At 67.6% G+C, this 22,782-nt stretch carries 23 protein-coding genes; 7 read left to right on the forward strand and 16 right to left on the reverse strand.

Annotated features, from left to right (window positions below):
- Positions 1-46: 46 nt before the first annotated feature.
- The 3 genes from H0264_RS01495 to lysX all read right to left on the reverse strand — a co-directional run bounded on the left by H0264_RS01495 (position 47) and on the right by lysX (position 4,427).
- A complete protein-coding gene (locus H0264_RS01495; protein WP_181582297.1) occupies positions 47-652 on the reverse strand; it encodes a histidine phosphatase family protein in 606 nt (201 codons plus the stop codon).
- A gap of 49 nt (positions 653-701) precedes the next feature.
- Positions 702-914, reverse strand: coding sequence for a hypothetical protein (locus H0264_RS01500; protein WP_181582298.1), 213 nt, complete (start codon positions 912-914; stop codon positions 702-704).
- Between the two features lie 144 nt (positions 915-1,058).
- Positions 1,059-4,427, reverse strand: a complete 3,369-nt coding sequence (gene lysX / locus H0264_RS01505; protein WP_181582299.1) for a bifunctional lysylphosphatidylglycerol synthetase/lysine--tRNA ligase LysX — start codon at positions 4,425-4,427, stop codon at positions 1,059-1,061.
- 107 nt (positions 4,428-4,534) lie between these two features.
- Between lysX and H0264_RS01510 the strand changes: the two genes are divergently transcribed.
- Positions 4,535-4,756, forward strand: a complete 222-nt coding sequence (locus H0264_RS01510; protein ID WP_181582300.1) for an RNA-binding S4 domain-containing protein — start codon at positions 4,535-4,537, stop codon at positions 4,754-4,756.
- Between the two features lie 22 nt (positions 4,757-4,778).
- Here the strand turns inward: H0264_RS01510 and rraA are convergent, their stop codons facing one another.
- Positions 4,779-5,267, reverse strand: coding sequence for a ribonuclease E activity regulator RraA (gene rraA / locus H0264_RS01515; protein ID WP_181582301.1), 489 nt, complete (start codon positions 5,265-5,267; stop codon positions 4,779-4,781).
- 131 nt (positions 5,268-5,398) lie between these two features.
- Here rraA and H0264_RS01520 point away from each other — a divergent pair, with 131 nt between their 5' ends.
- The gene (locus H0264_RS01520) at positions 5,399-7,696 is read left to right on the forward strand and encodes a serine/threonine-protein kinase (RefSeq protein ID WP_181582302.1); all 2,298 of its coding nucleotides are present in this window, start codon (positions 5,399-5,401) and stop codon (positions 7,694-7,696) included.
- Positions 7,697-7,717: 21 nt separating this feature from the next.
- On the opposite strand, the gene H0264_RS01525 is transcribed toward H0264_RS01520, so the two are convergent.
- The 7 genes from H0264_RS01525 to H0264_RS01555 form a co-directional block, all read right to left on the reverse strand.
- On the reverse strand, positions 7,718-8,098 hold the full coding sequence (locus H0264_RS01525; protein ID WP_181582303.1) for a DUF5313 family protein: 381 nt from the start codon (positions 8,096-8,098) through the stop codon (positions 7,718-7,720).
- A 71-nt stretch (positions 8,099-8,169) separates the two neighbouring features.
- On the reverse strand, positions 8,170-8,631 hold the full coding sequence (locus H0264_RS01530) for an SRPBCC family protein (protein ID WP_181582304.1): 462 nt from the start codon (positions 8,629-8,631) through the stop codon (positions 8,170-8,172).
- Positions 8,632-8,727: 96 nt separating this feature from the next.
- Positions 8,728-9,693, reverse strand: coding sequence for a copper resistance D family protein (locus H0264_RS01535; protein WP_244976081.1), 966 nt, complete (start codon positions 9,691-9,693; stop codon positions 8,728-8,730).
- Positions 9,690-10,226, reverse strand: a complete 537-nt coding sequence (locus tag H0264_RS01540; RefSeq protein ID WP_181582305.1) for a copper resistance CopC family protein — start codon at positions 10,224-10,226, stop codon at positions 9,690-9,692. Before H0264_RS01540 ends, H0264_RS01535 begins: the two co-directional genes overlap by 4 nt.
- Positions 10,227-10,237: 11 nt before the next feature.
- The gene (locus H0264_RS01545; protein ID WP_181582306.1) at positions 10,238-10,891 is read right to left on the reverse strand and encodes a YcnI family copper-binding membrane protein; all 654 of its coding nucleotides are present in this window, start codon (positions 10,889-10,891) and stop codon (positions 10,238-10,240) included.
- 43 nt (positions 10,892-10,934) lie between these two features.
- On the reverse strand, positions 10,935-11,414 hold the full coding sequence (locus tag H0264_RS01550) for a hypothetical protein (RefSeq protein ID WP_181582307.1): 480 nt from the start codon (positions 11,412-11,414) through the stop codon (positions 10,935-10,937).
- Positions 11,415-11,681: 267 nt separating this feature from the next.
- Positions 11,682-12,320 carry a DUF6474 family protein gene (locus tag H0264_RS01555; protein ID WP_181582308.1) on the reverse strand — a complete coding sequence of 213 codons (639 nt, stop codon included), beginning with the start codon at positions 12,318-12,320 and terminating at the stop codon, positions 11,682-11,684.
- Positions 12,321-12,518: 198 nt separating this feature from the next.
- On the opposite strand from H0264_RS01555, the gene H0264_RS01560 reads away from it, so the two are divergent.
- The 3 genes from H0264_RS01560 (at position 12,519) to H0264_RS01570 (ending at position 16,660) form a co-directional block, all read left to right on the forward strand.
- Positions 12,519-14,168, forward strand: a complete 1,650-nt coding sequence (locus tag H0264_RS01560) for a TM0106 family RecB-like putative nuclease (protein ID WP_244976082.1) — start codon at positions 12,519-12,521, stop codon at positions 14,166-14,168.
- Complete coding sequence (htpG, locus tag H0264_RS01565) at positions 14,165-16,114, forward strand: molecular chaperone HtpG (RefSeq protein WP_181582309.1); 1,950 nt, start codon at positions 14,165-14,167, stop codon at positions 16,112-16,114. The genes H0264_RS01560 and htpG overlap by 4 nt, the downstream gene beginning before the upstream one ends.
- Positions 16,115-16,459: 345 nt before the next feature.
- A complete protein-coding gene (locus tag H0264_RS01570) occupies positions 16,460-16,660 on the forward strand; it encodes a cold-shock protein (RefSeq protein WP_154786505.1) in 201 nt (66 codons plus the stop codon).
- Positions 16,661-16,950: 290 nt separating this feature from the next.
- On the opposite strand, the gene H0264_RS01575 is transcribed toward H0264_RS01570, so the two are convergent.
- Positions 16,951-17,718: an SDR family NAD(P)-dependent oxidoreductase gene (locus H0264_RS01575; protein ID WP_181582310.1), complete on the reverse strand. Its 768-nt coding sequence runs from the start codon at positions 17,716-17,718 to the stop codon at positions 16,951-16,953.
- Positions 17,719-17,881: 163 nt separating this feature from the next.
- On the opposite strand from H0264_RS01575, the gene H0264_RS01580 reads away from it, so the two are divergent.
- Both H0264_RS01580 and H0264_RS01585 read left to right on the forward strand, forming a co-directional pair.
- On the forward strand, positions 17,882-18,811 hold the full coding sequence (locus H0264_RS01580; protein ID WP_181582311.1) for an SDR family NAD(P)-dependent oxidoreductase: 930 nt from the start codon (positions 17,882-17,884) through the stop codon (positions 18,809-18,811).
- A gap of 20 nt (positions 18,812-18,831) precedes the next feature.
- The gene (locus tag H0264_RS01585) at positions 18,832-19,482 is read left to right on the forward strand and encodes a TetR/AcrR family transcriptional regulator (RefSeq protein WP_181582312.1); all 651 of its coding nucleotides are present in this window, start codon (positions 18,832-18,834) and stop codon (positions 19,480-19,482) included.
- On the opposite strand, the gene H0264_RS01590 is transcribed toward H0264_RS01585, so the two are convergent.
- The 4 genes from H0264_RS01590 to H0264_RS01605 all read right to left on the reverse strand — a co-directional run bounded on the left by H0264_RS01590 (position 19,423) and on the right by H0264_RS01605 (position 22,651).
- Positions 19,423-20,136: a TMEM165/GDT1 family protein gene (locus H0264_RS01590; protein ID WP_181582313.1), complete on the reverse strand. Its 714-nt coding sequence runs from the start codon at positions 20,134-20,136 to the stop codon at positions 19,423-19,425. The two genes, H0264_RS01585 and H0264_RS01590, sit on opposite strands and share 60 nt — an antisense overlap.
- Positions 20,137-20,430: 294 nt before the next feature.
- Complete coding sequence (locus tag H0264_RS01595) at positions 20,431-20,958, reverse strand: peptidase (RefSeq protein ID WP_181582314.1); 528 nt, start codon at positions 20,956-20,958, stop codon at positions 20,431-20,433.
- A 222-nt stretch (positions 20,959-21,180) separates the two neighbouring features.
- Positions 21,181-21,804: a superoxide dismutase gene (locus tag H0264_RS01600; protein WP_181582315.1), complete on the reverse strand. Its 624-nt coding sequence runs from the start codon at positions 21,802-21,804 to the stop codon at positions 21,181-21,183.
- 235 nt (positions 21,805-22,039) lie between these two features.
- A complete protein-coding gene (locus H0264_RS01605; RefSeq protein ID WP_181582316.1) occupies positions 22,040-22,651 on the reverse strand; it encodes a hypothetical protein in 612 nt (203 codons plus the stop codon).
- Positions 22,652-22,782 lie beyond the last annotated feature (131 nt).

Consider the following 22,782-nt stretch of genomic DNA (forward strand, 5'->3'; position numbering starts at 1 on the left):
TTCGACAGCCGAGGCCGCTTCCCGAGGGAGGCGGCCTTCGCCGTGTTCAGAGGTTGCGCGGCAGCAGATCCCAGACGTGCCCGTTCTCGTTGATGGTGGCCGCGGTGCGGCGGCCGGTGCGCGAGTACAGGATTCGGGTGATCGAGCAGTAGTCGATCGGGAAGGTGAGCGGCCGTTCCAGGCCGAGGACGTCCTGTAGGAGCACGTTGATCACACCGCCGTGCGCGAACACCACCACCGTGTCGGCGGGATCGGCGGCCGTCGTGATGGCCGTAATATCGTTCAGCACCCGGGCTTTGAAGGCGTCACCGTCGATCTGCTCGGGCAGGTACCCGGCCTTGATCCGGTCGTAGACGGCCTGGAAGTCCCGCTTGGCATCCTCGATGGGGATGTAGACCGGCAGATCCCGGTCGTACTCTGCGAGGCCGTCGAAGATCTCGATCTCGCGGCCGAGTTTGTCGGCGGTGGGCTTGGCGGTCTCGCGCGCCCGCAGCTGCGGACTGCTCACCACCCGCGCGATGCGGTGCGGCGCGAGCGCGGCCGGTACCCGCCCGGCCTGCTGCACGCCGATCTCGGTGAGCCGCGGATCGGCCGGGCCGGACGAACCGGCGACGCGTTGCGGCTGGGCATGGCGGACGAGGATCAACTGCACATGTCCACAATGCCGCACCGGCCGCCCACCCCGTCGGGCAGGCTCCGCGCTACTGGCTCTTCTTCTTCCGCATCATGTAGACGATGCCGAGGATCAGCACGATGATGCCGATACAGCACACCGCGGCGAAGATCCAGAAACCGCCGCCCTTGCTCTTGGACTTCTTCTTGGCGGCCAGGTCCATGGCCGTGTTCCAGGTGTCGGCGTCGGCCCACACGGTGTGATCGAGCAGGCTGGCCTGGGTGAGCATGTCTAGGTACATCGGAAACCCCAATCGAGAGTAAGCGGTGGCCCTCCTCCCGGGGCCCGGGAAAACAGATTAGCTGGACATTTCGTGCCGCACAGCGTGTTGCGACCGCGCGTGTAATGGCTATTCCCACAGCTCAGACTGTTAACACTGTCGCGCTCAGCGTGAATCTCCTTGCCCGGTGCGGGGTTTCACCAGCGGGAAGGGCAGGGTTTCGCGGATGCTGCGGCCGGTGATCAACATGACCACCCGGTCCACGCCGACGCCGAGGCCGCCGGTGGGCGGCATGGCGTGTTCGAGCGCCTGCAGGAAGTCCTCGTCGAGTTCCATGGCCTCCGGGTCGCCGCCGGCGGCGAGCATGGACTGTTCGGTGAGGCGTTTGCGCTGTTCGACCGGGTCGGTCAACTCGCTGTAGGCGGTGCCCAATTCGACGCCCCAGGCCACCAGGTCCCAGCGTTCGGTCACGCCCTGGATGTGCCGGTGGGCGCGGGTGAGCGGGGAGACGGAGGTGGGGAAGTCGATGTAGAAGGTGGGTTCCTCGGTCTTGGACTCCACCAGGTGCTCGTACATTTCCAGCACGATCTGCCCTGCGTCCCAGCCCAATTGGAACGGAATGCCCTCCTTGTCGCAGAGGATGCGCAGGCGTTCCACCTCGGTGTCGGGGGTGATGGTCTCGCCGATGGCCTGCGAGATCGCCCCGTGCACGGTCTTGACCGGCCATTCGCCGGAGATGTCGACCTCGTCGAGGCCGCCGTCCGAATTCGGCCGCAGCACAACCATCTTGCCGTTGGCCGCGACCGCCGCCTCCTGGATGAGCTGGCGGCAGGTGTGCATCATGCGTTCGTAATCACTGTGCGCCTCATAGGCTTCCAGCACGGTGAACTCGGGATTGTGGCTGAAGTCGACGCCTTCGTTGCGGAAGACCCGGCCGAGTTCGAACACCTTCTCCATGCCGCCCACGCATAGTCGCTTCAGGTACAGCTCGGGCGCGATGCGCAAATACAGGTCCAGGTCGTAGGCATTGATGTGGGTGGTGAACGGGGTGGCGTTGGCCCCGCCGTGCACCTGCTGCAGCACCGGGGTCTCGACCTCCTGGAATCCCCAGCCGTGCAGCGTGTCCCGCAGCGAGCGTACGACGGCGCTGCGCTTGGTCATCATCTCCCGGATGTCGGTGTTGATGGCCATGTCGACATACCGTTGCCGCACCCGGGCTTCCGGATCGGAGAGGCCCTTCCACTTGTCGGGCAGCGGGTGCAGGCATTTGCCGATCATCCGCCAGTCGGCGGCGAGCAGGGACAGTTCGCCGCGGCGGCTGCGCCCGATCTGCCCGCTCACCTCGATGAGGTCGCCGAGGTCGAAGTATTCGTCGAATTCGGCGCTGCGGTCGGCGCCGACGCGGCCGCGGTCGATCATCAGCTGGATGTCGCCGGACCAGTCGCGCAGCAGCGCGAAGGTGACGCCGCCGTAGTCGCGAATCCGCAGGAGCCGTCCGCACACTCGCACCGTGGTGCCCTGCGGGGTGCGTCGCGCCGCGGCGACCGTGTGCGTGGGCGGGTACGCGACCGGGTACGCCTCGACGCCGGATTCCTCGAGCTTGCGCAGTTTGTCCATGCGGACGCGCACCTGCTCGGGGCGGCGTGGCCCGTTGTCCTCCAGCTCTTCCGGCGTGAAGTCGGGCGGGCTGCCGTCGGCGTGCAGACCGGTCATGGTGTCGGGGACCGAGGCGCGCACACCGGTGTGGTGCGAGGTTTCGGGGTCCTTGCCGATGCGCGGCAGGAACCCTTCGGCCAGGGCGCTGGCCAGCGCGACGCGCGCCAGGTGCCGGCGATCCTCGAACATGGAGAAGCGCGGCACCCACTCCGGCTGGTATTTCACATTCGACCGGTAGAGCGCTTCGAGCTGATACCAGCGGGAGAAGAACATGAGGATGCTGCGCCACATGCGCAGCACCGGTCCGGCGCCGATGCGGCTGCCCTCCTCGAAGACCGCGCGGAAGACCGCGAAGTTCAACGAGATTCGGGTGATGCCGTACTGCTCGGAGTTCAGCGCCAGCTTGGAGATCATCAATTCCATGACGCCGTTGGGGCTCTGGCGGTCGCGGCGCATGAGGTCGAGGGAGACGCCGGTGCGGCCCCACGGGACCAGCGACAGCATGCCGAGCACGCGGTCGTTCGCGTCCACGGCTTCCACGAGCAGGCAGTCGCCGTCGAGCGGATCGCCGAGCCGGTCGAGGGCCATGGAGAAGCCGCGTTCGGTTTCGGTGTCGCGCCAGGCGTCGGCGCGGCGCATGACCTCCCGCATCTCCTCCGGGGGGACCTCCTTGTGCCGGCGTACCCGCACGGTGATGCCCTGTTTCGACAGCCGGTTCACGGCTTGGCGCACCTGTTTCATCTCCGCTCCGGCGAGGGAGAAGGTGCGGGTCTCGAGGATCGCTTCGTCGCCGAGCCGCAGCGCGGAGAGTCCGGCGCGTTTGTAGGCGGTGGCGCCTTCCTCGCTCGCACCCATGACCGCGGGCGCCCAGCCGTATTGGTCGCACAGTCGCAGCCAGGCTTCGATGGCGTGCGGCCAGGCTTCCTTCAGGCCGATGGGGTCGCCGGAGGCCAGGCACACCCCGAGTTCCACGCGATAGGTGACGGCCGCCTTGCCGCTGGCCGCGAAAACGACGGCCTTGTCGCGGCGGGTGGCGAAATACCCGAGCGAATCTTCCACATCGGAACGCTCGAGGAGTCCGCGCAGCGCCGATTCGTCCAGTCCGGTGAGCGCGTTGGAGGCGCGCTGCGAGCGGAACAGCACGGCCACCGCGGCCAGCAGGGCGACCGCGCCGAACAGGCCGAGCAGCAGGTTCACGAAATGCTTGGGGTGCCCGTCGAAGTCCTCGTTGCTGACCAGCACCGCGCCCGTGACCCGCGAGATCGCCCACAGTGGACGTTGCCAGCCGCCGACCAGGGTGCCGGGGAACAGTTCCACCAGCCCCCAGCCGACCAGGCAGCCGAGCGCGATGCCACTGGCCAGCCAGCCCAGCGCCCGCCACACCGCGCCGCGCTGCACGTGCGTGTAGAACTCGGGCCAGGCGGCGATCAGCACGCCGATGACGAGCAGGTGCACGATCAGCGCGGTGAGCGCGTTGAGATCGCGCTCGGTGACGAAGTCGAGAATGTTGGACAGCGCGTAGGCGGCCATGTAGCCGACCAGCAGCCACCAGGCGATGCGTTTGCGGGCGGCGGTCGCGCCCGCCAGCAGCCCGACCACGAGCGCCCACACGAGACTGGTGTCGGGGGCGTCGAAGTAGTAGGTGTCGATGAAATGCCGCAGGCCGGCGGTCAGATACCGCAGGCCCGGCGAGATGCTCCACAGCGCGCACAGTGCCGCGAACGTGCCGAGCGCGAGCCCGGCCACGTGCGGCACCTCGCCGAACCGCCCGTGTCCGCGATGCGGAACCTCGGATGACCGAACGTCCGGTCTGGTTTCGGTGTCGTGGTGGTGCCGGTCCCGCGTCGAAGTCACCGCACCAGTGTGAATGCTGCCCATACCCGTCCGCACTCAGAACCATGTCCGTGTCTAATACGGGTTTGCTACCCGCAGGTTGCGGGACCGGATTTTGGACTCCCGGGGGCACGCGCGTAAGGATGTACCCCATGTCGGATCCAGTCGATGTGCCGATCGATGACGAGATCATTCGACTCGGCCAGTTCCTGAAGCTGGCGAACCTCATCGATTCCGGTTCGGAAGCCAAAACGGTGATCGCCGCCGGCCTCGTCCGCGTCAACGACGAGGTCGAACTCCGCCGCGGCCGCCAACTACAGGCGGGCGACGTAGTCGCCCTCGCCGGACACAAAGCCCGCGTCGCCGCGCACTGAGAGCGGGGACGCGGGCTCGCGCTCAGCTCTCGGCGCGGACGACGACGCCGTCGTGGTCGCTGTAGAGCATGTCGCCCGGGACGAAGGTGACGCCGCCGAATTCGACGGGGACGTCCTTGTCGCCCGAGCCGGTCTGGGTGCTCTTGCGCGGGTTGGTGCCGAGCGCCTTCACGCCGATCTTCAGCGTGCGCAGGATCGCGGAGTCGCGCACCGCACCGTTGACGATGACACCGGCCCAGCCGTTGTCGACGCCGCGGCCCGCGATGATGTCGCCCACGAGTGCGGTGTGCACGCTCGCGCCGCCGTCGACGACCAGCACCCGGCCCTCGCCCGGTTCGCTGAGCGTCTGCTTGACCAGGAGATTGTCCTGGAAGCACTTGATCGTCACGATGCGCCCGGCGAACGCTTCGACGCCGCCGAACTGAATGAACTGGGTGTCGCAGCTGCGGATTTCCGGGCCGATCTCGTCGGCCAGGTCCGCGGTGGCGACCACGTTTGCTGATTCGGTCACCCGACTATCTTGTCAGGGTTCGTTTCCGCACGTAGCGGCCGGTCCCGGGGACGCGATATTCCGATGTGCGCATTCGCTCCCGGAGCGCATACTGGAATCGAATGGCTCGCCCGGAGGGAGGACCGGTAGCCATGGTGCATGCGGAGGGCACGAGTGTGGATCCATTGACGGATTCCGACACGGGCGGCGAGACCCGCTCGCTGCTGGCGGCCGTCGCCGCGCGTTTCACCTCGGCCTGGGAAGCTGCCGGTTCGCCGCCTGATATCTCCGAATTTCTGCCTGCCGCACCGGAATTGCGCCGCCTGTGCCTCATCGAGCTGATCAAGGTCGATCTGGAATACCGGTGGATCCGCTACGACTATCCGAAGCGCCTTGCCGAATATCGCACCGAATACGACGAATTACGTTCCGGCCCACTGCCTCCGGATCTCGCCTACGAGGAATTCCACGCCCTGCGCCGCTCCGGCCGCGGCCCCGACCACAGCGGCTACCCGACCGAGGCCGGTTCCACCGCCGCCGCCTGGATGACCCGCGACTACCGCAGCACCCTGATCGCCCGCCCGCAGGCGCGGCAGGCCCTCGACGGCATCGAGGTCGGCGACCGCGTGGACGACTTCGATCTGCTGGTGGAACTCGGCGCGGGCGCGTTCGCCCGCGTCTTCCTGGCCCGGCAGCGCTCCATGCAACGCCTTGTGGCCGTGAAGATCTCGCAGAACCACGGCACCGAATCCGAGACCCTCGCCCAGCTCGATCACGAGCACATCGTGCGCGTTTTCGACCAGCGCCTGCTGGCCGAGCGGGAACTCAAACTGCTGTACATGCAGTACGTTCCGGGCGGCACCCTGTCGAAGGTGCTGCGCCTGGTGCGCGAGCGCCCACCCGATCAGCGGGACGGCGGGCTGCTGCTGGAGGCCGTCGATTCATCCATGCGCGACAAGGGCGGTCTGGTGCCGGGGGAATCCGCCGCGCGGCTGGTCGTGCACGAGCGCACCTGGCCGGAAACCGTTGCGTGGCTGGGCAGTCGGCTGGCCCGCGCCCTCGACTACGCGGCCGCCAACGGCGTGCTGCATCGCGACATCAAGCCCGCGAACATCCTGCTCACCGCCGACGGCCTGCCCAAGCTCGCGGATTTCAACATCAGTTTCAGTTCACACGTGGCGGGCACCAGCCCGCTCGCGTACTTCGGCGGTTCGCTGGCCTACATGTCGCCCGAGCAGCTGGCCGCCTGCCATCCCCAATTACCGGATACGGCAGAGGATCTGGACGGCCGCAGCGATATCTACGCGCTCGGCGTGGTGCTGTGGGAACTGCTCACCGGCAAGCGTCCCTTCGACGACGAGACCCGGGCCGGGGACTCCGAGTCCTCCCTGGAGCGCATGCTGGAACTGCGTCAGCAGGAGGTGGATCCGCGGCATCTGGGCGAACTGCCGCCGGACTGCCCGCCCACCCTGCGCCGGGTGCTGTTGAAATGCCTTGCCCCGCACCGCGAGGACCGCTGGCCGACCGGCGCCGCCCTGGCCCAGCAGCTGGACCTGTGCCTCGATCACCGCGCCCGCGATCTGGTCGATCCCCCGGCGGGGAGCTGGCGGGCCCGGGTGGGCCCGTGGTCGCTGATCCTGCTGATCACCCTGGCCAGCGCGGTCGGCGATTTCGCCGGCACGCTGTACAGCAATCTGCACAACGGCCCGCTGTGGGATCTGTGGTTCACCGAGGCCGAACAGCACACATTGCGCGTGATCGGCACGGCCATGGCGATTTTCAGCACGCCCGCCGCGGTCGGTCTCACGAACTATCTGTGCCGGCGCGGCTTCTTCGTCTGGCGCGGGCTACGCCGAGGCCGCAAATATGATCCGGTGACGCTGGCGCGCGGCAGGCTCGACACCCTGTGGGACGGTGACCGGGTCGCCATCGTGGCCTTCGGCTGGTGGGTGGTGTCGGCGGTGGTGGCCTCGATCGCCATGGTGGCCTTCACCGACCTGGCGCCCGGCCGGCTGGTGAATCTGGCTGCCACCCTGCTGGTTTCGGGTGCGATCGCGGTCGCGTACCCGTTCTTCGTGGTGACGTTCTTCGTGGTGCGCTGCTTCTATCCGCGCCTGCTCTCGCACGGCGAGACGGCCAGCGATCATCACGCGCTGCGCGCGCTGGCCCGTCGCTGCACCATGTATCTGGTTGTGGCGGCGGCGCTTCCGCTGATCGGCGTGGTGATCAGCCTGATCTTCCTGACCCCGCACGAGGTGTCGCTGGTGATCGAGCCGATCAAGTGGCTGTGCCTGGTCGCGGTGCTGGGTTTCGTGCTCGACTACTGGCTGTTCCGGCAGCTGGAGGCGGACCTGCGGGCGTTCGAGCGCGCCTTTTCTGCGCCGCTCACCCTGGGCACGGCGACCCGGATCGGTCCGGGAACACCGGTCCGGCTATCGCCGTCCGCTTAGCGCCGACGGCTCCGGTGCGCTTCAGGCGCGGCCGTGCCGCTGTTCGTAGGCGTCGCGTTCGGCGGCTTCGCGGGCGCGGCGGTCGGCGTCGGCCAGGGCCGGATCGAGGCCGTGCTTGATGAGCCGGTTGCGCCGGAACACGTAGGTGAGGGCGACGGTGAAGTAGATGAGCGGCAGGTACAGCAGCGCCATCATGGCCAGGCCCATCCAGAGTGGGCCGGGGATGAGCAGGAAGAGGCTGAGCACCGGGATCATCGGGATCAGCATGCGCAGCAGGTAGCGGCGGGTGGCCCCGGGGCCGGTCACATCGTTCAGCACCCACTCTCGCATGGAGGGCGGCAGGGTGCGCCCGCAGACGTAGCCGATCCGTTGCGGCAGGGAGGGGGTGGTGCGCTCGGACATGTGCTCAGGATTCCTGGTGCGCGCGGGTGGGACAACTCCGGGGGTCGGCGGCGTTGACGACCCGGCGTCGGTCAGGCGTTGCTGCGGGCGGCGTGGAATTCGGCGACCTGGGTGACCAGGTTGTGGGTGGAGGACTTCACGGCGAGTTTCACGAACGGCTCGATGGTCTTGCCGAGCAGCTTGCCCGCGATGCCGCCGGGCACCCGGTAGTCGACGATGGCGTCGATGGTGGAGGCGTTCTCGCCCTTGGCGTGGAACAGGAAGGTGGATTCGATCTCGAAGCCCTTGATGGATTTCACGGCGATGGCGTAGCCGGGCTCGTGCCGCACGATCTTGATGGTGGAGTGCAGGGTGACCGGGCCCAGGCCGATGGTGCCGTCGAACGTGGCGTCCACGCCTTCGGTCTGCTCGGTGATGGGTTCGAACGCGCTGATCTCATTGATGAAGCGCGGCAGATGGCGGTAGTCGTTGACGTAGGCGAAGGCGGATTCGGCCGGTGCGGCGCATTCCGCGACGATCTTGACTGCTGTCATGCCAAAACAGTAACGGGTTCTAGTTTCTGGCGCTGTTCATGAGGTGGAGCTCACGTTATGCGGAGCTGGAATGGAACACGCTGTGTTCACAAGGCATTACGCCGTGACGGCCAACGTGGCGGCCAGACCGAACACTACCGCCATCACCAGCACTTCGAAAATCGCGCGGCGCAAAGAGGACTCGGCGTCCATTCGGTGATCCGCCGCCACCGGCACCCAGCGGGTGCGCCACCACCAGCCCAGCGCCAGCAGTCCCGCCAGCAGCACCGTCTTCGCCAGCAGGATGCGCCCGTAACCGGTGGTCGCCAATTCCACCACCCCGCCGACCCGCACCAGACCGTTCACGATTCCGGTGAGCGTCACCGTCGCGGCCAGCACCAGCGCCCACCGCGAATACCGGGGGAGCAGCACCGCCCATTCACCACGCGTGCGCACCGTGAGCGCCAGTGCGAGAAGCACTCCGAACCACGCCGACGCGGCCAGCGCGTGCACCGCACCCAGCAGCGAACCGAACGCCTGCTGCGACATGTGCCCGGTGATCGGCCGCAGCGCCAAGGTCACCGCCGTGAACACCAGCACCAGATCCGCCGTCGCCCGATCGGGCCGGCGGAATCCGAAGGCGCTGTAGCCCGCCACCGCCCCCGACCCGATGAGGATGGCGATCCCGATCTGCCCGCCGCTCACCTCGGACAGATAGTCCCCGAACTGGGAGCCGCCCAGCTCACGCGCCGAGGTTCCCACCACCTCGGACGCCTCGAACACCAGCATGGCGAATTCCATTGCCGCCCACAGCCCTGCGACCACCGCGAGCAGCCGCCACGACGGCGACAGCCGCTCGGACAGTCGCGGCAGCGCGGCCAGCCCGAGCACCGTCGCGCCCGCGCAGTCCGCGAGCACCCGGGTCGGCGCTTCCGGCTGCACCGGATCGTTCCCGGCCAGCGCCCAGGCGATTCCCGCGCCGCACAGTCCGATCGGGACGACCAGCAGCAGCCATTTCAGTGAGCTGCTGCCGCCGGTCGCCCCGCGCTCCCGGCGACGATCGGTGCGGTCGAACCGATTCACTTGCGCTGCTTGTTCTTTCCACCCAGCAGGGCGAAGGCCAGGCCGCCGCCGAACAACACCACCGCACCCGCGATGAACACCCACAGCGGGACGCCGCCGTCGTCCGAACCACCGGACGCGGCATTGGCATTCGCCTTCGCGCCCGGAGTTCCATTGCCCGCCTTGGTGAGGGTGAAGCTGCGGGTGCCGCTCACCGGATGACCGTCGGCCGAGGTGACCCGGTACGCGATCTTGTATTCACCGGCCGGTCCGAGTTCGCCGACCTCGATGCTCGCCGTCGCGCCCTCGATGAGCGGCTGGCCCTTGGACCACAGATTGCCGTCGGGGCCGGTGACCGTCATGGACGGGAAGTTCGGCTGCAGGTCCTCGTTGAAGGTGACGCTCACCCGCGCGGGCGAGGCGTCGATCTGCGCGCCGTCCGCCGGTGAGGAGCCGATGGCAGCCGAATGCGCGCCGGCGGTTCCGGCGCCCAGCAGGGCGAAACCGGTCACCAGCAGGCCGGTGAGCACACCGGCGAACAGTTTGCGGGTCATGCGACGGTCCTTCATGCGCGGCGGCTCCGGATCAGGCTGCCCAGGCCGAGGGCGGTGCCCAGCGCGCCCAGCGCCAGGCCGACGCCGCCGAGCCAGCGGGCGGTGTCGTCGGTGTCGTGCGCGGCTGCGGTCTCGCCGCCGTCCACCTTGTGCTCGTCGCCGGAACCATTGGCGGACGCCAGTTTCAGTGACGGCGCGGGGTGCTCCGGTTCGGTGCCGTCCGCGTTCTCCTGCTGATCCCAGGCCACGACCTTGCCGTCGCTGTAGGTCTGGGTGGCGTTGAAGCTGACGGTGTCCTGCTTGGGCAGCGGGCCCAGCGAGAGCACGAAGCGCTGGAACTGGCCCTGCCCGATACCCGCATTGCCCGGATCGGCGGTCCAGGTGACGGCGGTGGCCTCACCCTTCTCGTTCCGGTCGATCTTCGCGGTCCAGCCCGGCAGCGGCTCGGTGCGGACGCTCTTCAGATTCGGCACGGCCACAGTGAGTTTCGTGGTCGACGCGGTGTCCGACTCGTTGGGCACCTTGAAGGTGAGGACGGTGTACTTGCCCTGGGCCGCGCCGGGTGCGTCCACGGTGACGTGCGCGGACGCCACGCCCGCCCCCAGCAGGGTGAGGCTCGCGGCCACGGCGGCCGTGCCGAGCGCACGCGAAAGAGAGATGTGCATGGGTGAGAGACCTTCTCTGGAAAGGTTTACGGGTGAACGGAACTCACACCGTCACCGGTGGCGCGCGTGGTCCCGCCGCCCACGCCCCGAGCAGGCTCTTCGCCCTACCCGCGGCCCGTACCCAGCGAGTGCCGCCCACCCGCACCGGCAACCCCACCGGCCGCGTCGACACCACCCGAATCGCCTGCGAGACAACCCCGTAGAGCCGCTCCGCGACGAGAATCAAGAATGCGAACGCGACGGCCGCGGCGGCATGCGCACCCGCCATCGCCCCGTCCATCGCGAAATCAGCGGTGCCGGAATGCCCTTGATGCGCCAGCCCGCTCAACGCGACATGGCCCACCGGCTGTCCGGCCGCCATGAGCGCGAGCAATGCCGCCGGAGAGCGCGACGCCGACACACCCACCCCGATCGCCGCCGCGGCGAGCAACAGCAAGGTCGAGCCGGTCGAATCCGGATACCCGCCACCCGCCTGCCCGTGTGCCGCCACCGCGAGTGCGGCCATGGCGGTGCCCGCCAGCATTCCGCGCACCGTGTTCGCCCCGATACCTCCGTCATTCCCTCCGTCATTCCCGCGTGCTTTTGGCGGGAATCCATGGAACCCGTTGGTGCGCAGCGTGTGTGGATCCCGGCCAAAAGCACGCCGGGATGACGAGGGGGAGCCGCCGGCCAGTGCCGACGAGGGGGAGCCGCCGGCCAGTGCCGACGAGGGGGAGCCGCCGACCAGTGCCGATACGCCGGGGAACGGTCCCTGGCGGTCGTCTCTTCGTCGGCGGTGCATGGTTGGGGCTCAGTTCACGCCGAGGCGTGCGAGCACGTCGGCTTCGATGCCGGACAGCTCGTTGGAGATCGAGGCGTGCACGGCGCGGCGGCGCTGCGCCGGCATCTGATCGGAGGTGCGGACCGCCGCGGTGAGGCTGTCGAGCCGGTCGCGGGTGGCGGCCACGAACTTCTTGGTGTCGGTGTCGCCGCTCTTGCCCTCGATCTCCTGCAGCGTCGCTTCGATATTCGCGATCCGGGCCTGCAAACGCGCTCCGGGACCGGAGAATTCGCCGAGCTGGTTCACGCCGATGCCGAGCTGCTGCGCGCGCCGCGCGTCCAGCTGCCCGCGCACGAACGTCGCACCCCGGTAGGCGAGCGGCGCCAGCACCGGAACCAGAATCCGCGCCACGCTCAGGTACTTGCGCACCTGCGCGGCACTGAACGGATCCCGCTCCGCCTTGGCGGCCAGCTTCAGCGCGGCCTTCTCCTCGGCCTGCAACTTCGCGACCTCGGCCTTGGCGACCTTCTGCTGCGTCTTGTTCTCGGCCCGGTTCCGTTTGCGCTCGTTGCGCGCCCCGAGCTTGGCCTCCATCGCGGCCTTGTGCTTGAGGGCTTTCGCCTCGGCTCGGCGGCTGACCCGCTTCTTGCGCTTGGTGAACAACCCCATAAATGGCCTCCGTCATGCTGGTTCGCCATGGCAGCACAGGGCCGGGGGATGCCTGTCCGCCCATGTCACACAGTTTGAGCCTCACCCTATCCGGTGGGGAACCTCGCTTGCGAGCACTATGCCCGTTGTACGACCCGCGTCAGCGGGTCCGGGGGCGGGCGGGTCCGGGTGTCGGGGGTTGCCGCCATACTGGCAGGCGTGTATTCGGGCATCGGCGACCATGGCGAGCGGGCTGCGTTTCTGGACGCGCGTGCGCTGATCGGGTGCCGGCACCGGCTGCTTCTGGATGCCACCCACCCGGGCGTGCTGACCGGAGTGGCCGAGGACGCCGGCGTGCAGCAGCGGCGGGAAGCGGCGGCCGCGCACAGAGCGCAGGTGCGCGACACGCTGATCTCCGCGAGTCCGGACAGCTGGGTGGTCATCGAGTCCGGGGTGCCCGCGTCGCAGCGCGCCGAGGCGACCATGCGGGCCATGGAGAACGGGGCCGAACGGATCTGGGGCGGGCTGCTGCCGCAGGAGTCCGACACCGGCCGGCGCGGCGGCTGCGAGATCCTGTGGCGGGATGCGGATCGCGGCGGATACATCCCGGTGATCGTGGTGAACCACAAGATCACCGATCCCCGGCAGCCGGACCCGGCCGACTACCACCCCACCACCAGCGACATGTACGAGTGGATTCCCAAGCCGGACAAGCATGTCCGCACCCGGCCGCAACCACGCGACCAGCAGCGCCTGGCGCACCTGTACCGGATGCTGCAGCGGCACGGCTACGCGAGCCCGGCCCTGGTGGGCGGCGCGATCGGCTACCACTTCGACCGGATTCTGGTGCACGACCTCGGCCCGATCCTCGACGATTACGACCGCCGCTACGCCGACCGCATCGCCGTCGTGCGCGGCGAACTCCCCACGGTCCCGTCCAAGGTGCCCGAGTGCCGGCAGTGCCCGTGGTGGAGCCGCGCCCCCGAGGAGGGCAAGCCCAGCTGTGAACGCTGGCTGTCCGAGCATCGCGATGTGAGCCTGGTGGCCCCCGGCTCGCGCGCCGAGGTGCTGCGCCGGCACGGCGTGGAGACCATCGACGATCTGGCCGCCTGGTCCGGCGACGACCCGGACGACTGGCAGTACGAGCCGTTCACCGAAACCATTGTCACCGCACGGGCTTGGGCCACCGGCGCCCCGCTGGTCCGCCGCGTCGAGCAGGTGCGGGTGCAGCGCGCCGACGTCGAAGTGGATGTGGACCTGGAGAGCTTCCAGGAGCACGGCGCCTACCTCTGGGGCACCCTGCTCGACGGCGTCTACCGCCCGTTCGTCACCTGGGATCCGCTGCCCACCGAGGACGAGGGCCGCTCCTTCGCCGAATTCTGGACCTGGCTCATGCGGATCCGCGCCGACGCCAAGGCGGAGGGCAAAACCTTTGCCGCCTACTGCTATTCGCGCACCGCCGAGGACAAGTGGCTCTACGAGTCGGCCCGCCGCTTCGCCGGCATGCCCGGCATCCCCACCGAACGCGAGGTGCAGCGTTTCGTCGACAGCCCCGACTGGGTCGACATGTTCCAGGCCGTGTCCGAGCAGTTCATCTGCCCGAACGGCAAGGGCCTCAAGAAGATCGCCCCTGTCGCCGGTTTCGCCTGGCGCGATCCGGAGGCCGGGGGAGAGGCGTCCATGAGCTGGTACCGCCTGGCCGTCGGCTACGACGGCGGCGAACCGGACATGTCGCAGCGCACCCGCATTCTCGAATACAACGAGGACGATGTGCTGGCCACGAAGACGTTGCGGGACTGGATGTCCGAGCGCGCGGATGCCGAGGTTCCCTCGATCGCCGATTTCTCCCGTCGTAGTATCGCGTCGTGACCGAACACGTCGAACACCTGGAGTTTCAGGCCGAAACCCATCAGCTGCTGGAGCTGATGATCCACTCGGTCTACTCGAACAAGGACACCTTTCTCCGTGAACTGATCTCCAACGCCTCCGATGCGCTGGACAAGCTGAAGATGGAGGTCTATCGCGACAAGGATCTCGAGGCCGACACCTCGGATCTGCACATCGAGCTGGAAGTGGACCACGACGCCCGCGTACTCACCGTGCGCGACAACGGCATCGGCATGTCCCGCGCCGAAGTGGTGGATCTGATCGGCACGCTCGCCAAATCCGGTACCGCGCAACTGCGCAAGCAATTGCTCGAAGTGAAGTCCGACGCCGCCGCCGAGGAACTCATCGGCCAGTTCGGCATCGGCTTCTATTCGACGTTCATGGTGGCGGACAAGGTCACGCTCACCACCCGCAAGGCGGGCGAAACCGGCGGCACCCGTTGGGAATCCGCCGCGGGCTCGTCCACCTACAGCATCGAGGACCTCGACGAGGCCCCGCAGGGCACCACCGTGTCGCTGCACCTGAAGCCGGCCGACGAGGACGATCACCTCTTCGACTACACGATGGAGTGGAAGCTCCGCGAAATCGTCAAGAAGTACTCGGATTTCATCGCCTGGCCGATCCGCATGACGGTGGAGCGCACCGTCATGGACGGTGAGGGTGAGGACAAGACCGAGAAGACCATCCTCGAAACCCAGACCCTGAACTCCCAGAAGGCCCTGTGGACCCGCCCCAAGAGCGAGGTCACCGAGGAGGAGTACAAGGAGTTCTACCGGCACGTCTCGCACGCCTGGGACGATCCGCTCGAGACCATCGCCATGAAGGCGGAGGGCACCTTCGAGTATCAGGCGCTGCTGTTCCTGCCCTCGCACGCGCCGTTCGACCTGTTCACGCGGGAGCACAAGCGCGGCGTGCAGCTGTATGTGCGGCGGGTGTTCATCATGGACAACTGCGAAGAGCTGATGCCGGAGTATCTGCGCTTCGTCAAGGGCGTGGTGGATGCACAGGACCTGTCGCTCAACGTCTCTCGCGAGATCCTGCAGCAGGACCGGCAGATCCGGGCCATTCGCAAGCGCCTGGTGAAGAAGGTGCTGTCCACGGTCAAGGACCTGCGCGGGGCCGAGGATCAGGAGAAGTACCAGACCTTCTGGAAGGAATTCGGGCGGGTGCTCAAGGAGGGCTTGCTCTCCGACACCGACAACCGCGAAACCATCCTGCAGGTCTCGTCTTTCGCGTCCACGCATTCGGAATCCGAGCTCACCTCGCTCGCGGAGTACGTGGAGCGGATGCCCGACGGCCAGTCCGCGATCTACTACATGACCGGCGAATCCCGCCAGCAGATCGAGAACTCCCCGCACATGGAAGCCTTCCAGGCCAAGGGGCTCGAGGTGCTGGTGCTGACCGATCCGGTCGACGAGATGTGGGTCGGTTCGGTGCCGGAGTTCGACGGCAAGCCGTTCCAGTCCATCGCCAAGGGCGAGGTGGATCTGGAGACCGAGGACGAGAAGAAGGAATCCGAGGCGCTGCGCGAGCAGCAGGAGAAGGATTTCGCCGAGCTGCTCACCTGGATGCAGGAAACCCTGGCCGCCAGCGTGAAGGAGGTGCGCCTCACCGCGCGCCTGACCACCTCGCCCGCCTGCATCGTGGGTGATGTGTTCGACTTCACGCCCATGCTGGAGCGCATGTACCGGGCTTCGGGTCAGGTGCTGCCGGAGACCAAGCGGATTCTCGAGCTGAACCCGACGCATCCGCTGGTCACGGGCTTGCGCGACGAGTTCGCCAAGCAGCGGGACGCCGAGGACAAGGGCGCGCTCGCCGAGACCGCCGAGCTGTTGTACGGCACGGCCGTCCTCGCCGAGGGCGGCGAACTGAAGGATCCGGCGCACTTCGCCCGCATCCTGGCCGACCGTCTCACCCGGACGCTCTGATTTTTCGGGGCCGGACCCCCGGTGGCGCCGTCCACCGGGGGTCTTTCGCTCCGCGACCGCTGTCGCACATGCGCCGCAGCGATTCATAGCGAGCGGGAATCGGTCATACCCGATCTGTCCCAAATGTGACGCTCATCGTGCCTTGCCGATTTCGGGAACTCGCTGGAACCGCGTACGTTGTACGTCTTGGTCGTAAGTTTTTCGTGTTCGTGTTCAACATGCTCGCGCGGAACATTGTGCGGGCGTCGCTTCACCTTGCAGGGCAAGTTGTAAGCCGCCTTCTGATTCGACCTGGTCATCGAAACCTTGGTGACCGTGCAACAAAAATCTCGTCAGGAGAAGGTAATGGTTCAGGGCACCGTCAAGTGGTTCAACGCGGAGAAGGGCTACGGCTTCATCGCCCGCGAGGACGGCCCCGATGTGTTCGTTCACTACTCGGAGATCGAAGGCAACGGCTACCGCCAGCTCGAAGAGGGCCAGGCTGTGAGCTTCGAGATCACCGAGGGCAAGAAGGGTCCGCAGGCTGCGGCCGTCCGCCCCAACTAGTTCGCGGCGGAGGCTGAGAGCGCTAGGGACCCCAACCCGAAACAACAGGCGCTGAGCCTCACAAGCTTCGAAACGCCAAGGCCCGCACCGGAATCCGGTGCGGGCTCTGTTTTTCCCAGGGGCTCTGCCCCCGGTCCCCCGGTATCGGGGGCGCTGCCCCCGGCCCCCGTTACGGTGCGGGGGTTTTCGAGGGCGGGGGCTTGCCGGGCGCAGCCCTATGGGGGGTCCGGGGGCTTAGCCCCCGCCTCCCCTTTTCGGGCGTTTGGGGGCGAAGCCCCCAAGACCAAGCGTCAGCGCGGTGCCATGCGGAGGGCGCCGTCCATGCGGAAGGTCTCGCCGTTCAGGTAGTCGTGCTCGGTGATGTACTGCGCGAGCTGCGCGTACTCGTCCGGGCGGCCCAGGCGGGACGGGAAGGGCACGCCCGCCTCGAGGCCCTTGCGGTATTCCTCGGTGACGCCGGCGAGCATCGGGGTGTCGATGATGCCGGGGGCGATGGTGTTCACACGAATGCCGAACTGCGCCAGGTCACGAGCCGCCGGGATGGTCATGCCGGCGACGCCGCCCTTGGAGGCGGAGTAGGCGATCTGGCCGATCTGGCCCTCGAACGCGGCGACGGACGCGGTGTTGATGATCACGCCGCGCTGGCCGTACTCGTCGACCGGGTCGGTCTTGGCGATGGCCTCGGCGGCCAGGCGCATGACATTGAAGGAACCGAGCAGGTTCACGGTGATGACGGTGCGGAACAGCTCCAGGTCGTGCGGGCCGTTCTTGGACAGGATGCGTCCCGCCCAGCCCACACCGGCACAGTTGACGACGATGCGCAGCGGCACACCGGATTCCACGACCTTGGCGACCGCGGCGGCCACCTCGTCACCGCTGGTGACGTCGGTCGGGATGAGGGTGACGCCGTCCGGCACGCTGTCGCCGGCGCGCTCGATCGACTGCGCCAGGTCCAGGCCGAAGACGGTGGCGCCCGCGTCGGCGAAGCGCTTTGCGGTGGCCGCGCCCAGCCCGGACGCACCTCCGGTGATGATGGCGGCGGAGCCCGAAATCTCCACGGTGATCTGGTCCTCTCGACAGTGGACGGCCCTCTCGCTGGCCCTCCGTCAATAAGCACCATAACGGGAATGAAGATCAGCACTGCGAGGGGGATCACGCTGCGGGCCAAGAGGACCGAACAGTTTGCGAACATTGCTGTTCGTCTAGTGGTACCTTCCCAGTATGAACGCCAGTTCGGCCCGCCGACTCCGCCGCGGCCTGTTCCGCCCGGCCCTCAGGGTGGCCGGAAAACGCATCCTGATCACCGGCGCGGCCCGCGGCATCGGCGCCCAGCTCGCCCGCCAACTGCATGCGCACGGCGCCCGCGTCGCCCTGCTGGGCATCGAAGCCGAACTGCTGGCCGAGGTCGCCGCCGAATGCGGCGACGCCCCCTGGCGCTACTGCGATATCGGCGACCCGGAGCAGGTCGAACGCGTGGTGGACTCGCTCACCCACGAACTCGGCGGCCTGGACGCCGTGGTGGCGAATGCCGGTATTGCCAAACAGCTTTCGCTGATCGGCGGCGACCCGCGCGTGCTGGAGGAAACCCTCGCGGTGAACGTCCTCGGCGTCTACTACACGCTGCGCGCCGCCGGCCCGCACATCGCGCACCCGAACGGCTACGCCCTCATCGTCACCTCGCTCGCCGCCGCCGTGCACCTACCCCTGGCCGGGGCCTACAGCGCCTCCAAGGCCGCCGTCGAAGCCCTCGGCCAGACCCTGCGCATAGAACTGCGCCACACCGGCGCCAAGGTCGGCCTCGCCTACTTCGCCGAACTCGACACCGACATGACCAGCCGCGGCTTCGACACCGAGGCCGCCCGCAGCATCCTCGGCCACGGCAAGGGCGGCGGCACCTCCACCATCTCCGGCATCGCCCCGCTCGGCCCCGCCATCGACGGCATGGAACGCGCCCTGGCCCGCCGTTCCCGCCGCACCGTCTCGCCCTACTGGGTGGGTTTGGTGCTGTGGTGTCGACCGATCGCGCAACGTGTGATCGACTATTCGCTACGCCACGGTGTGGAGCCGGGACTGGAGATCGCCCGCACCGAACGGGCGGGCTTCACGACCGACCAGCCCGCCCGCGAACGCAGAATGAGAAAGCTCGCCTAACCGCCCACGGAGTCCACCGCATGACCGAATCGGCTGTCACCGCCCGCCAGCTGCCCCGCGGCCGGCATGGCCTGCCGCGTGAAACGGTCGTCGCCGCGCAGCGCGACCGCATCCTGCTCGCCATGGCCGAGGCCATGGCCGAAAAGGGCTATGTCGGAACACCGGTGGCCGCGGTCATCAAACGCGCGGGTGTTTCGCGTGAAACCTTCTACGAGCAGTTCCGTTCCAAGGAGGACTGTTTCGAGGCGGCCTTCGAACGCGCCGTGGAACTCATGCTCGCGGGCATCCTCACCGTCACGGGCGCGGAGTTCGACGGCGAAACCCAGGTCGAGCGCATCGAACGCGTCCTCGGCGCCTATCTCGACGCCCTGGCCTCCGAACCGGCTTACGCCCGAGTCTTTCTCGTCGAGGTGTACGCGGTCGGCCCCGAGGCCATCACCCGCCGCACCCAGCTGCAGGAAACCTTCGTGGCCATGGTCGCCGACATTCTCGGCGCCGACACCGAGGAGCAGCGTTTCGCCTGCCAGACCCTGGTCGCCGCGGTCGGCGCGATGGTGACGGCCCGCATTGCCGCGAACGACACCGAGGGTCTGCGCGGCCTGCGTGAACCGCTACTGGGCCTGGTCCGCCGCAGCGGCGAATTGTTCGGCAGCGCGCCCCTTTCGAGCTGACAGCCCGAGCAGCACCAGTCCGGCGCAGGCGGGCGCGATCGCGGCCAGCGCGATGGCGGCGACCGTGCTCAACCCGGAGGCGAGCGTCCCCAAAAGCGTTGCCGCACCGAAGTACAGGAACAGCAGCCCCGAGCAGATCGCGATGAGCCGTTCCGGCACATGCTTTCCCACGGTCACGCCGATGAGAATGGCCAGCCCGCCCGCGGCCACCATGCCTGCGACCGACCCGATCCAGACCGCGATCCAGCCGTTGTTGGTGGCGAGCGCCATGGCGGCGAACATGGTCCGGTCGCCGAGTTCGGCAAGCAGGAACGCGGACAGCACCACGAAGAACGCGGACCGGGAATGTGCTTGCGGCGCAGGCGCTTCGGCGTCGTCGTCCGACCCGGTGAGCACCTCCCGCAAGGTCCACAGCCCGACACCGATCAGCACGGCCGCCGCGAACAGTGAGATCACCTCGGTCGGCAGCGCCGCCCCGAGAAAATGCCCGACCCCCACCGCGATCAGGTTTACCGCGATGCTCGCGACCGTGATGGCGCTGAGCACGACCCACCACCTGTAGCGCAGCGCGAACGTCAGGGTCATGAGTTGCGATTTGTCGCCGAGTTCGGCGAGGAACAGCGCCCCGAAACTCAGCAATATCGTGGTGATCATGTCGTTCAGCTCCCAGGTCTCCGGCCTGTCGGCTGAAGGTGCGGCGACGCTTCAGCCGACACCGCACCGGTAAAACGGTTTGGTTCGTATCGGCCGAAGGTCTCGCCCACCGGTGTTCCGGTTCACGCAGCCGGATCCGCGACGGGACCAGTATGTCGACTGCGCGATTGGGGGCTACTCCCCTTCGCTGCCCGCCACCCTACCCCGGCAAACCGGACGCACGCAAACTCGTGTAGCCGAAATCGCAATGCGCGCAATAAGTTTGGGGACACTGCCCGAAAGTTTCGGGAACCCTCACGCGGCCAGCAGCATGGCCAGAACCGCGGTGTCGGGATCACTGATGGGATCGACGCCCACCCGCGAAACCATGGAGGTGACGGTGCCGTCCACATCGGTTTCCACCCAGGCGGCCCGATGTTCGAGGCCCAGATGCGGCAGTCCCGGCAGCAGCAGGCAGCCGGATGCGGCACCGGAACATTCGGGCAGTGAAGGCCGGGTCTCACGCGGCGGATGCAGCATGATCAGCGCCGGTGGCACATGCTGAGCAAACCTCCCGGGCTGCAAGGCTTCCTCCCCGAGCACCGTTCCCTCGGCCATCACCAGCCCGACCATCCCCGGCTGCGGATCCTCCGGCAGTTCCTCCCGCGCCCCGAACACCGTCGTCGTGGGCAGCAGTCCCGGCAGGCTCGCGACCCGCACGGCGATCACCAGCAGTTGCGCCCATTCCTTGGTGGAATCCGGCCAGCGCCCGGAGATGAGGAATCCGCGCAGGGATCCACTGGAGTGGAACGGCGTGACGCCGATCTGTTCGTGAGCGCCCATTGTTGCCTCCCGAAGTAGAGATCCGGGGCGGCTCTGCCCGTCCTGCGGTTGGAACACCAGGTTCTACCGGAACGAACTGGCACACAAGTACCAAAGAGTGCTAACACACGGGCCCGCCGGCGAACATCGCGCCGGTCAGGCCCTGGAAACGACAAAGGACCCGCAAGCCGTCACCGGCTCGCGGGTCCGAACGCCCGGGCGCGTCGCACCCTCCTCGGGTTATCAGCCGAAGATCAGGCCCTTGCCCTGGTTGACGGCGCGGGTGAAGCGGTCCTGCACCTCGGCCCAGTTCACGACGTTCCAGAAGGCCTTCACGTAGTCGGCCTTGACGTTCTTGTACTGCAGGTAGAAGGCGTGCTCCCACATGTCCAGGCCGAGCAGCGGGATGATGCCGAGCGGCACGTTGCCCTGCTGGTCGGTGAGCTGGAAGGTGAGCAGCTTGCCGGCCAGGGTGTCGTAACCCAGCCAGGCCCAGCCGGAGCCCTGCAGGCCGTTCGCGGCGGCGGAGAACTGCGCGTTGAACTTGTCGAACGAACCGAACTGGTCGTCAATGGCGGCGGCCAGGTCGCCGACCGGCTTGTCGCCGCCGTCCTTGGACAGGCTCTTCCACCAGATGGAGTGGTTGACGTGGCCGCCCAGGTGGAAGGCCAGGTTCTTCTCGTTCAGGAAGATGGCCGCGTGGTCGCCCTTCTCGCGGGCCTCTTCCAGCTTCTCCAGCGCGGCGTTCGCGCCCGCGACGTAGGCGGCGTGATGCTTCGAGTGATGAAGCTCGTTGATCTGCCCGGAGATGAACGGCTCCAGCGCGTCGTAGTCGTAATCCAGTTCCGGCAGCGTGTAAACAGCCACGATGTCCCTTCCTCAGTGTCGGGGCCGTGTGTCCTCGCACGGTGTGTGTCGAGGCGCACCCAACCATCATTCGTACACCCGCTCGTGTCCAACCGGGGTCGTACCCCCCTGATTCCCGCAGGTTGGACATTAATTCACGGCAAACGAAACATTGCCGGTCAACGGGGTGCGCCGAGGAAAGGCGATCGGACTCCCAGGGGTTCGGGGGCGAAGCCCCTGAGAGCCCGGGCGAGTTCTACAGCGGCGGAACGATATTCGGGAGCATGGTGCGCGGGTCGCCCTTGTCGTGCGCCTGCCACCAGCGCACGCCGCCGCCGATGAAGTCCTCGACGGCCATCGGGTTGCCGTCGCAGTCGGTGACCTCCACGCTGTCGAACCAGACCCGCACATCGAGTTCGCGCGGGTCGATGCCCTCCTCCTGGGAGAACTCGAGCATGTGCGCGGCCGGGCCGTCGCTGAGGGTGGCGTCGAAGCTGAGCAGTTTGCGCCACTTCTCCCAGGACTTGTCGTTGAGGTCGAAGAATTCCCAGCCGTGCAGGGCGCCGCCGCCGAAGGAGAGCACGGCTTCGCGCAGGCTGTCGGCGGTGAGCGGCAGGACGACGGGTTCCAGATCGTCCCAGCGCTGCCGGCGTAGGGAGGCGGCGACGCGGGTGACGCCGGTGAGGGTGAGGAAGATCTTGCAGTTCGGCGGCGGTGGGCCGTCGACCGGGAGGGTCAGGACGTCGAGTTCCAGCCGAATGCGCGCGGCCGCCGCGTCGACGTCTATTCCGAGGCAGGTGGCCTCGGAGAGTGCGGTGTTGAGTCCAGCGATGTCGAGGCCGTCGAGTGTCCCCCTGCTCACAGTCATAGCGCCAGGCTACCGATACGTGCTGGCCGGACCCAGGATTTCCGTTTTTCAGTAGTGTTGTCGTTTTTTTCGGATTCGAACGGAACCGATGTCGCGGGCGGCCCGTCCAAGTAAGTGGGACCGGGTTCGGA

The organism is Nocardia huaxiensis, from assembly GCF_013744875.1.
GTDB lineage: Bacteria > Actinomycetota > Actinomycetes > Mycobacteriales > Mycobacteriaceae > Nocardia > Nocardia huaxiensis.

Coding starts and splice junctions, on each gene's coding strand:
- H0264_RS01510 (WP_181582300.1), top strand. CDS start 4,535: ATGTCGGATCCAGTCGATGTGCCGATCGATGACGAGATCATTCGACTC.
- H0264_RS01590 (WP_181582313.1), bottom strand. CDS start 20,136: ATGATCACCACGATATTGCTGAGTTTCGGGGCGCTGTTCCTCGCCGAA.
- lysX (WP_181582299.1), bottom strand. CDS start 4,427: ATGGGCAGCATTCACACTGGTGCGGTGACTTCGACGCGGGACCGGCAC.
- H0264_RS01520 (WP_181582302.1), top strand. CDS start 5,399: ATGGTGCATGCGGAGGGCACGAGTGTGGATCCATTGACGGATTCCGAC.
- H0264_RS01570 (WP_154786505.1), top strand. CDS start 16,460: ATGGTTCAGGGCACCGTCAAGTGGTTCAACGCGGAGAAGGGCTACGGC.
- H0264_RS01500 (WP_181582298.1), bottom strand. CDS start 914: ATGTACCTAGACATGCTCACCCAGGCCAGCCTGCTCGATCACACCGTG.
- H0264_RS01545 (WP_181582306.1), bottom strand. CDS start 10,891: ATGCACATCTCTCTTTCGCGTGCGCTCGGCACGGCCGCCGTGGCCGCG.
- H0264_RS01540 (WP_181582305.1), bottom strand. CDS start 10,226: ATGACCCGCAAACTGTTCGCCGGTGTGCTCACCGGCCTGCTGGTGACC.
- H0264_RS01585 (WP_181582312.1), top strand. CDS start 18,832: ATGACCGAATCGGCTGTCACCGCCCGCCAGCTGCCCCGCGGCCGGCAT.
- H0264_RS01550 (WP_181582307.1), bottom strand. CDS start 11,414: ATGCTGGCGGGCACCGCCATGGCCGCACTCGCGGTGGCGGCACACGGG.
- H0264_RS01605 (WP_181582316.1), bottom strand. CDS start 22,651: ATGACTGTGAGCAGGGGGACACTCGACGGCCTCGACATCGCTGGACTC.
- H0264_RS01555 (WP_181582308.1), bottom strand. CDS start 12,320: ATGGGGTTGTTCACCAAGCGCAAGAAGCGGGTCAGCCGCCGAGCCGAG.
- H0264_RS01595 (WP_181582314.1), bottom strand. CDS start 20,958: ATGGGCGCTCACGAACAGATCGGCGTCACGCCGTTCCACTCCAGTGGA.
- H0264_RS01530 (WP_181582304.1), bottom strand. CDS start 8,631: ATGACAGCAGTCAAGATCGTCGCGGAATGCGCCGCACCGGCCGAATCC.
- H0264_RS01580 (WP_181582311.1), top strand. CDS start 17,882: ATGAACGCCAGTTCGGCCCGCCGACTCCGCCGCGGCCTGTTCCGCCCG.
- H0264_RS01525 (WP_181582303.1), bottom strand. CDS start 8,098: ATGTCCGAGCGCACCACCCCCTCCCTGCCGCAACGGATCGGCTACGTC.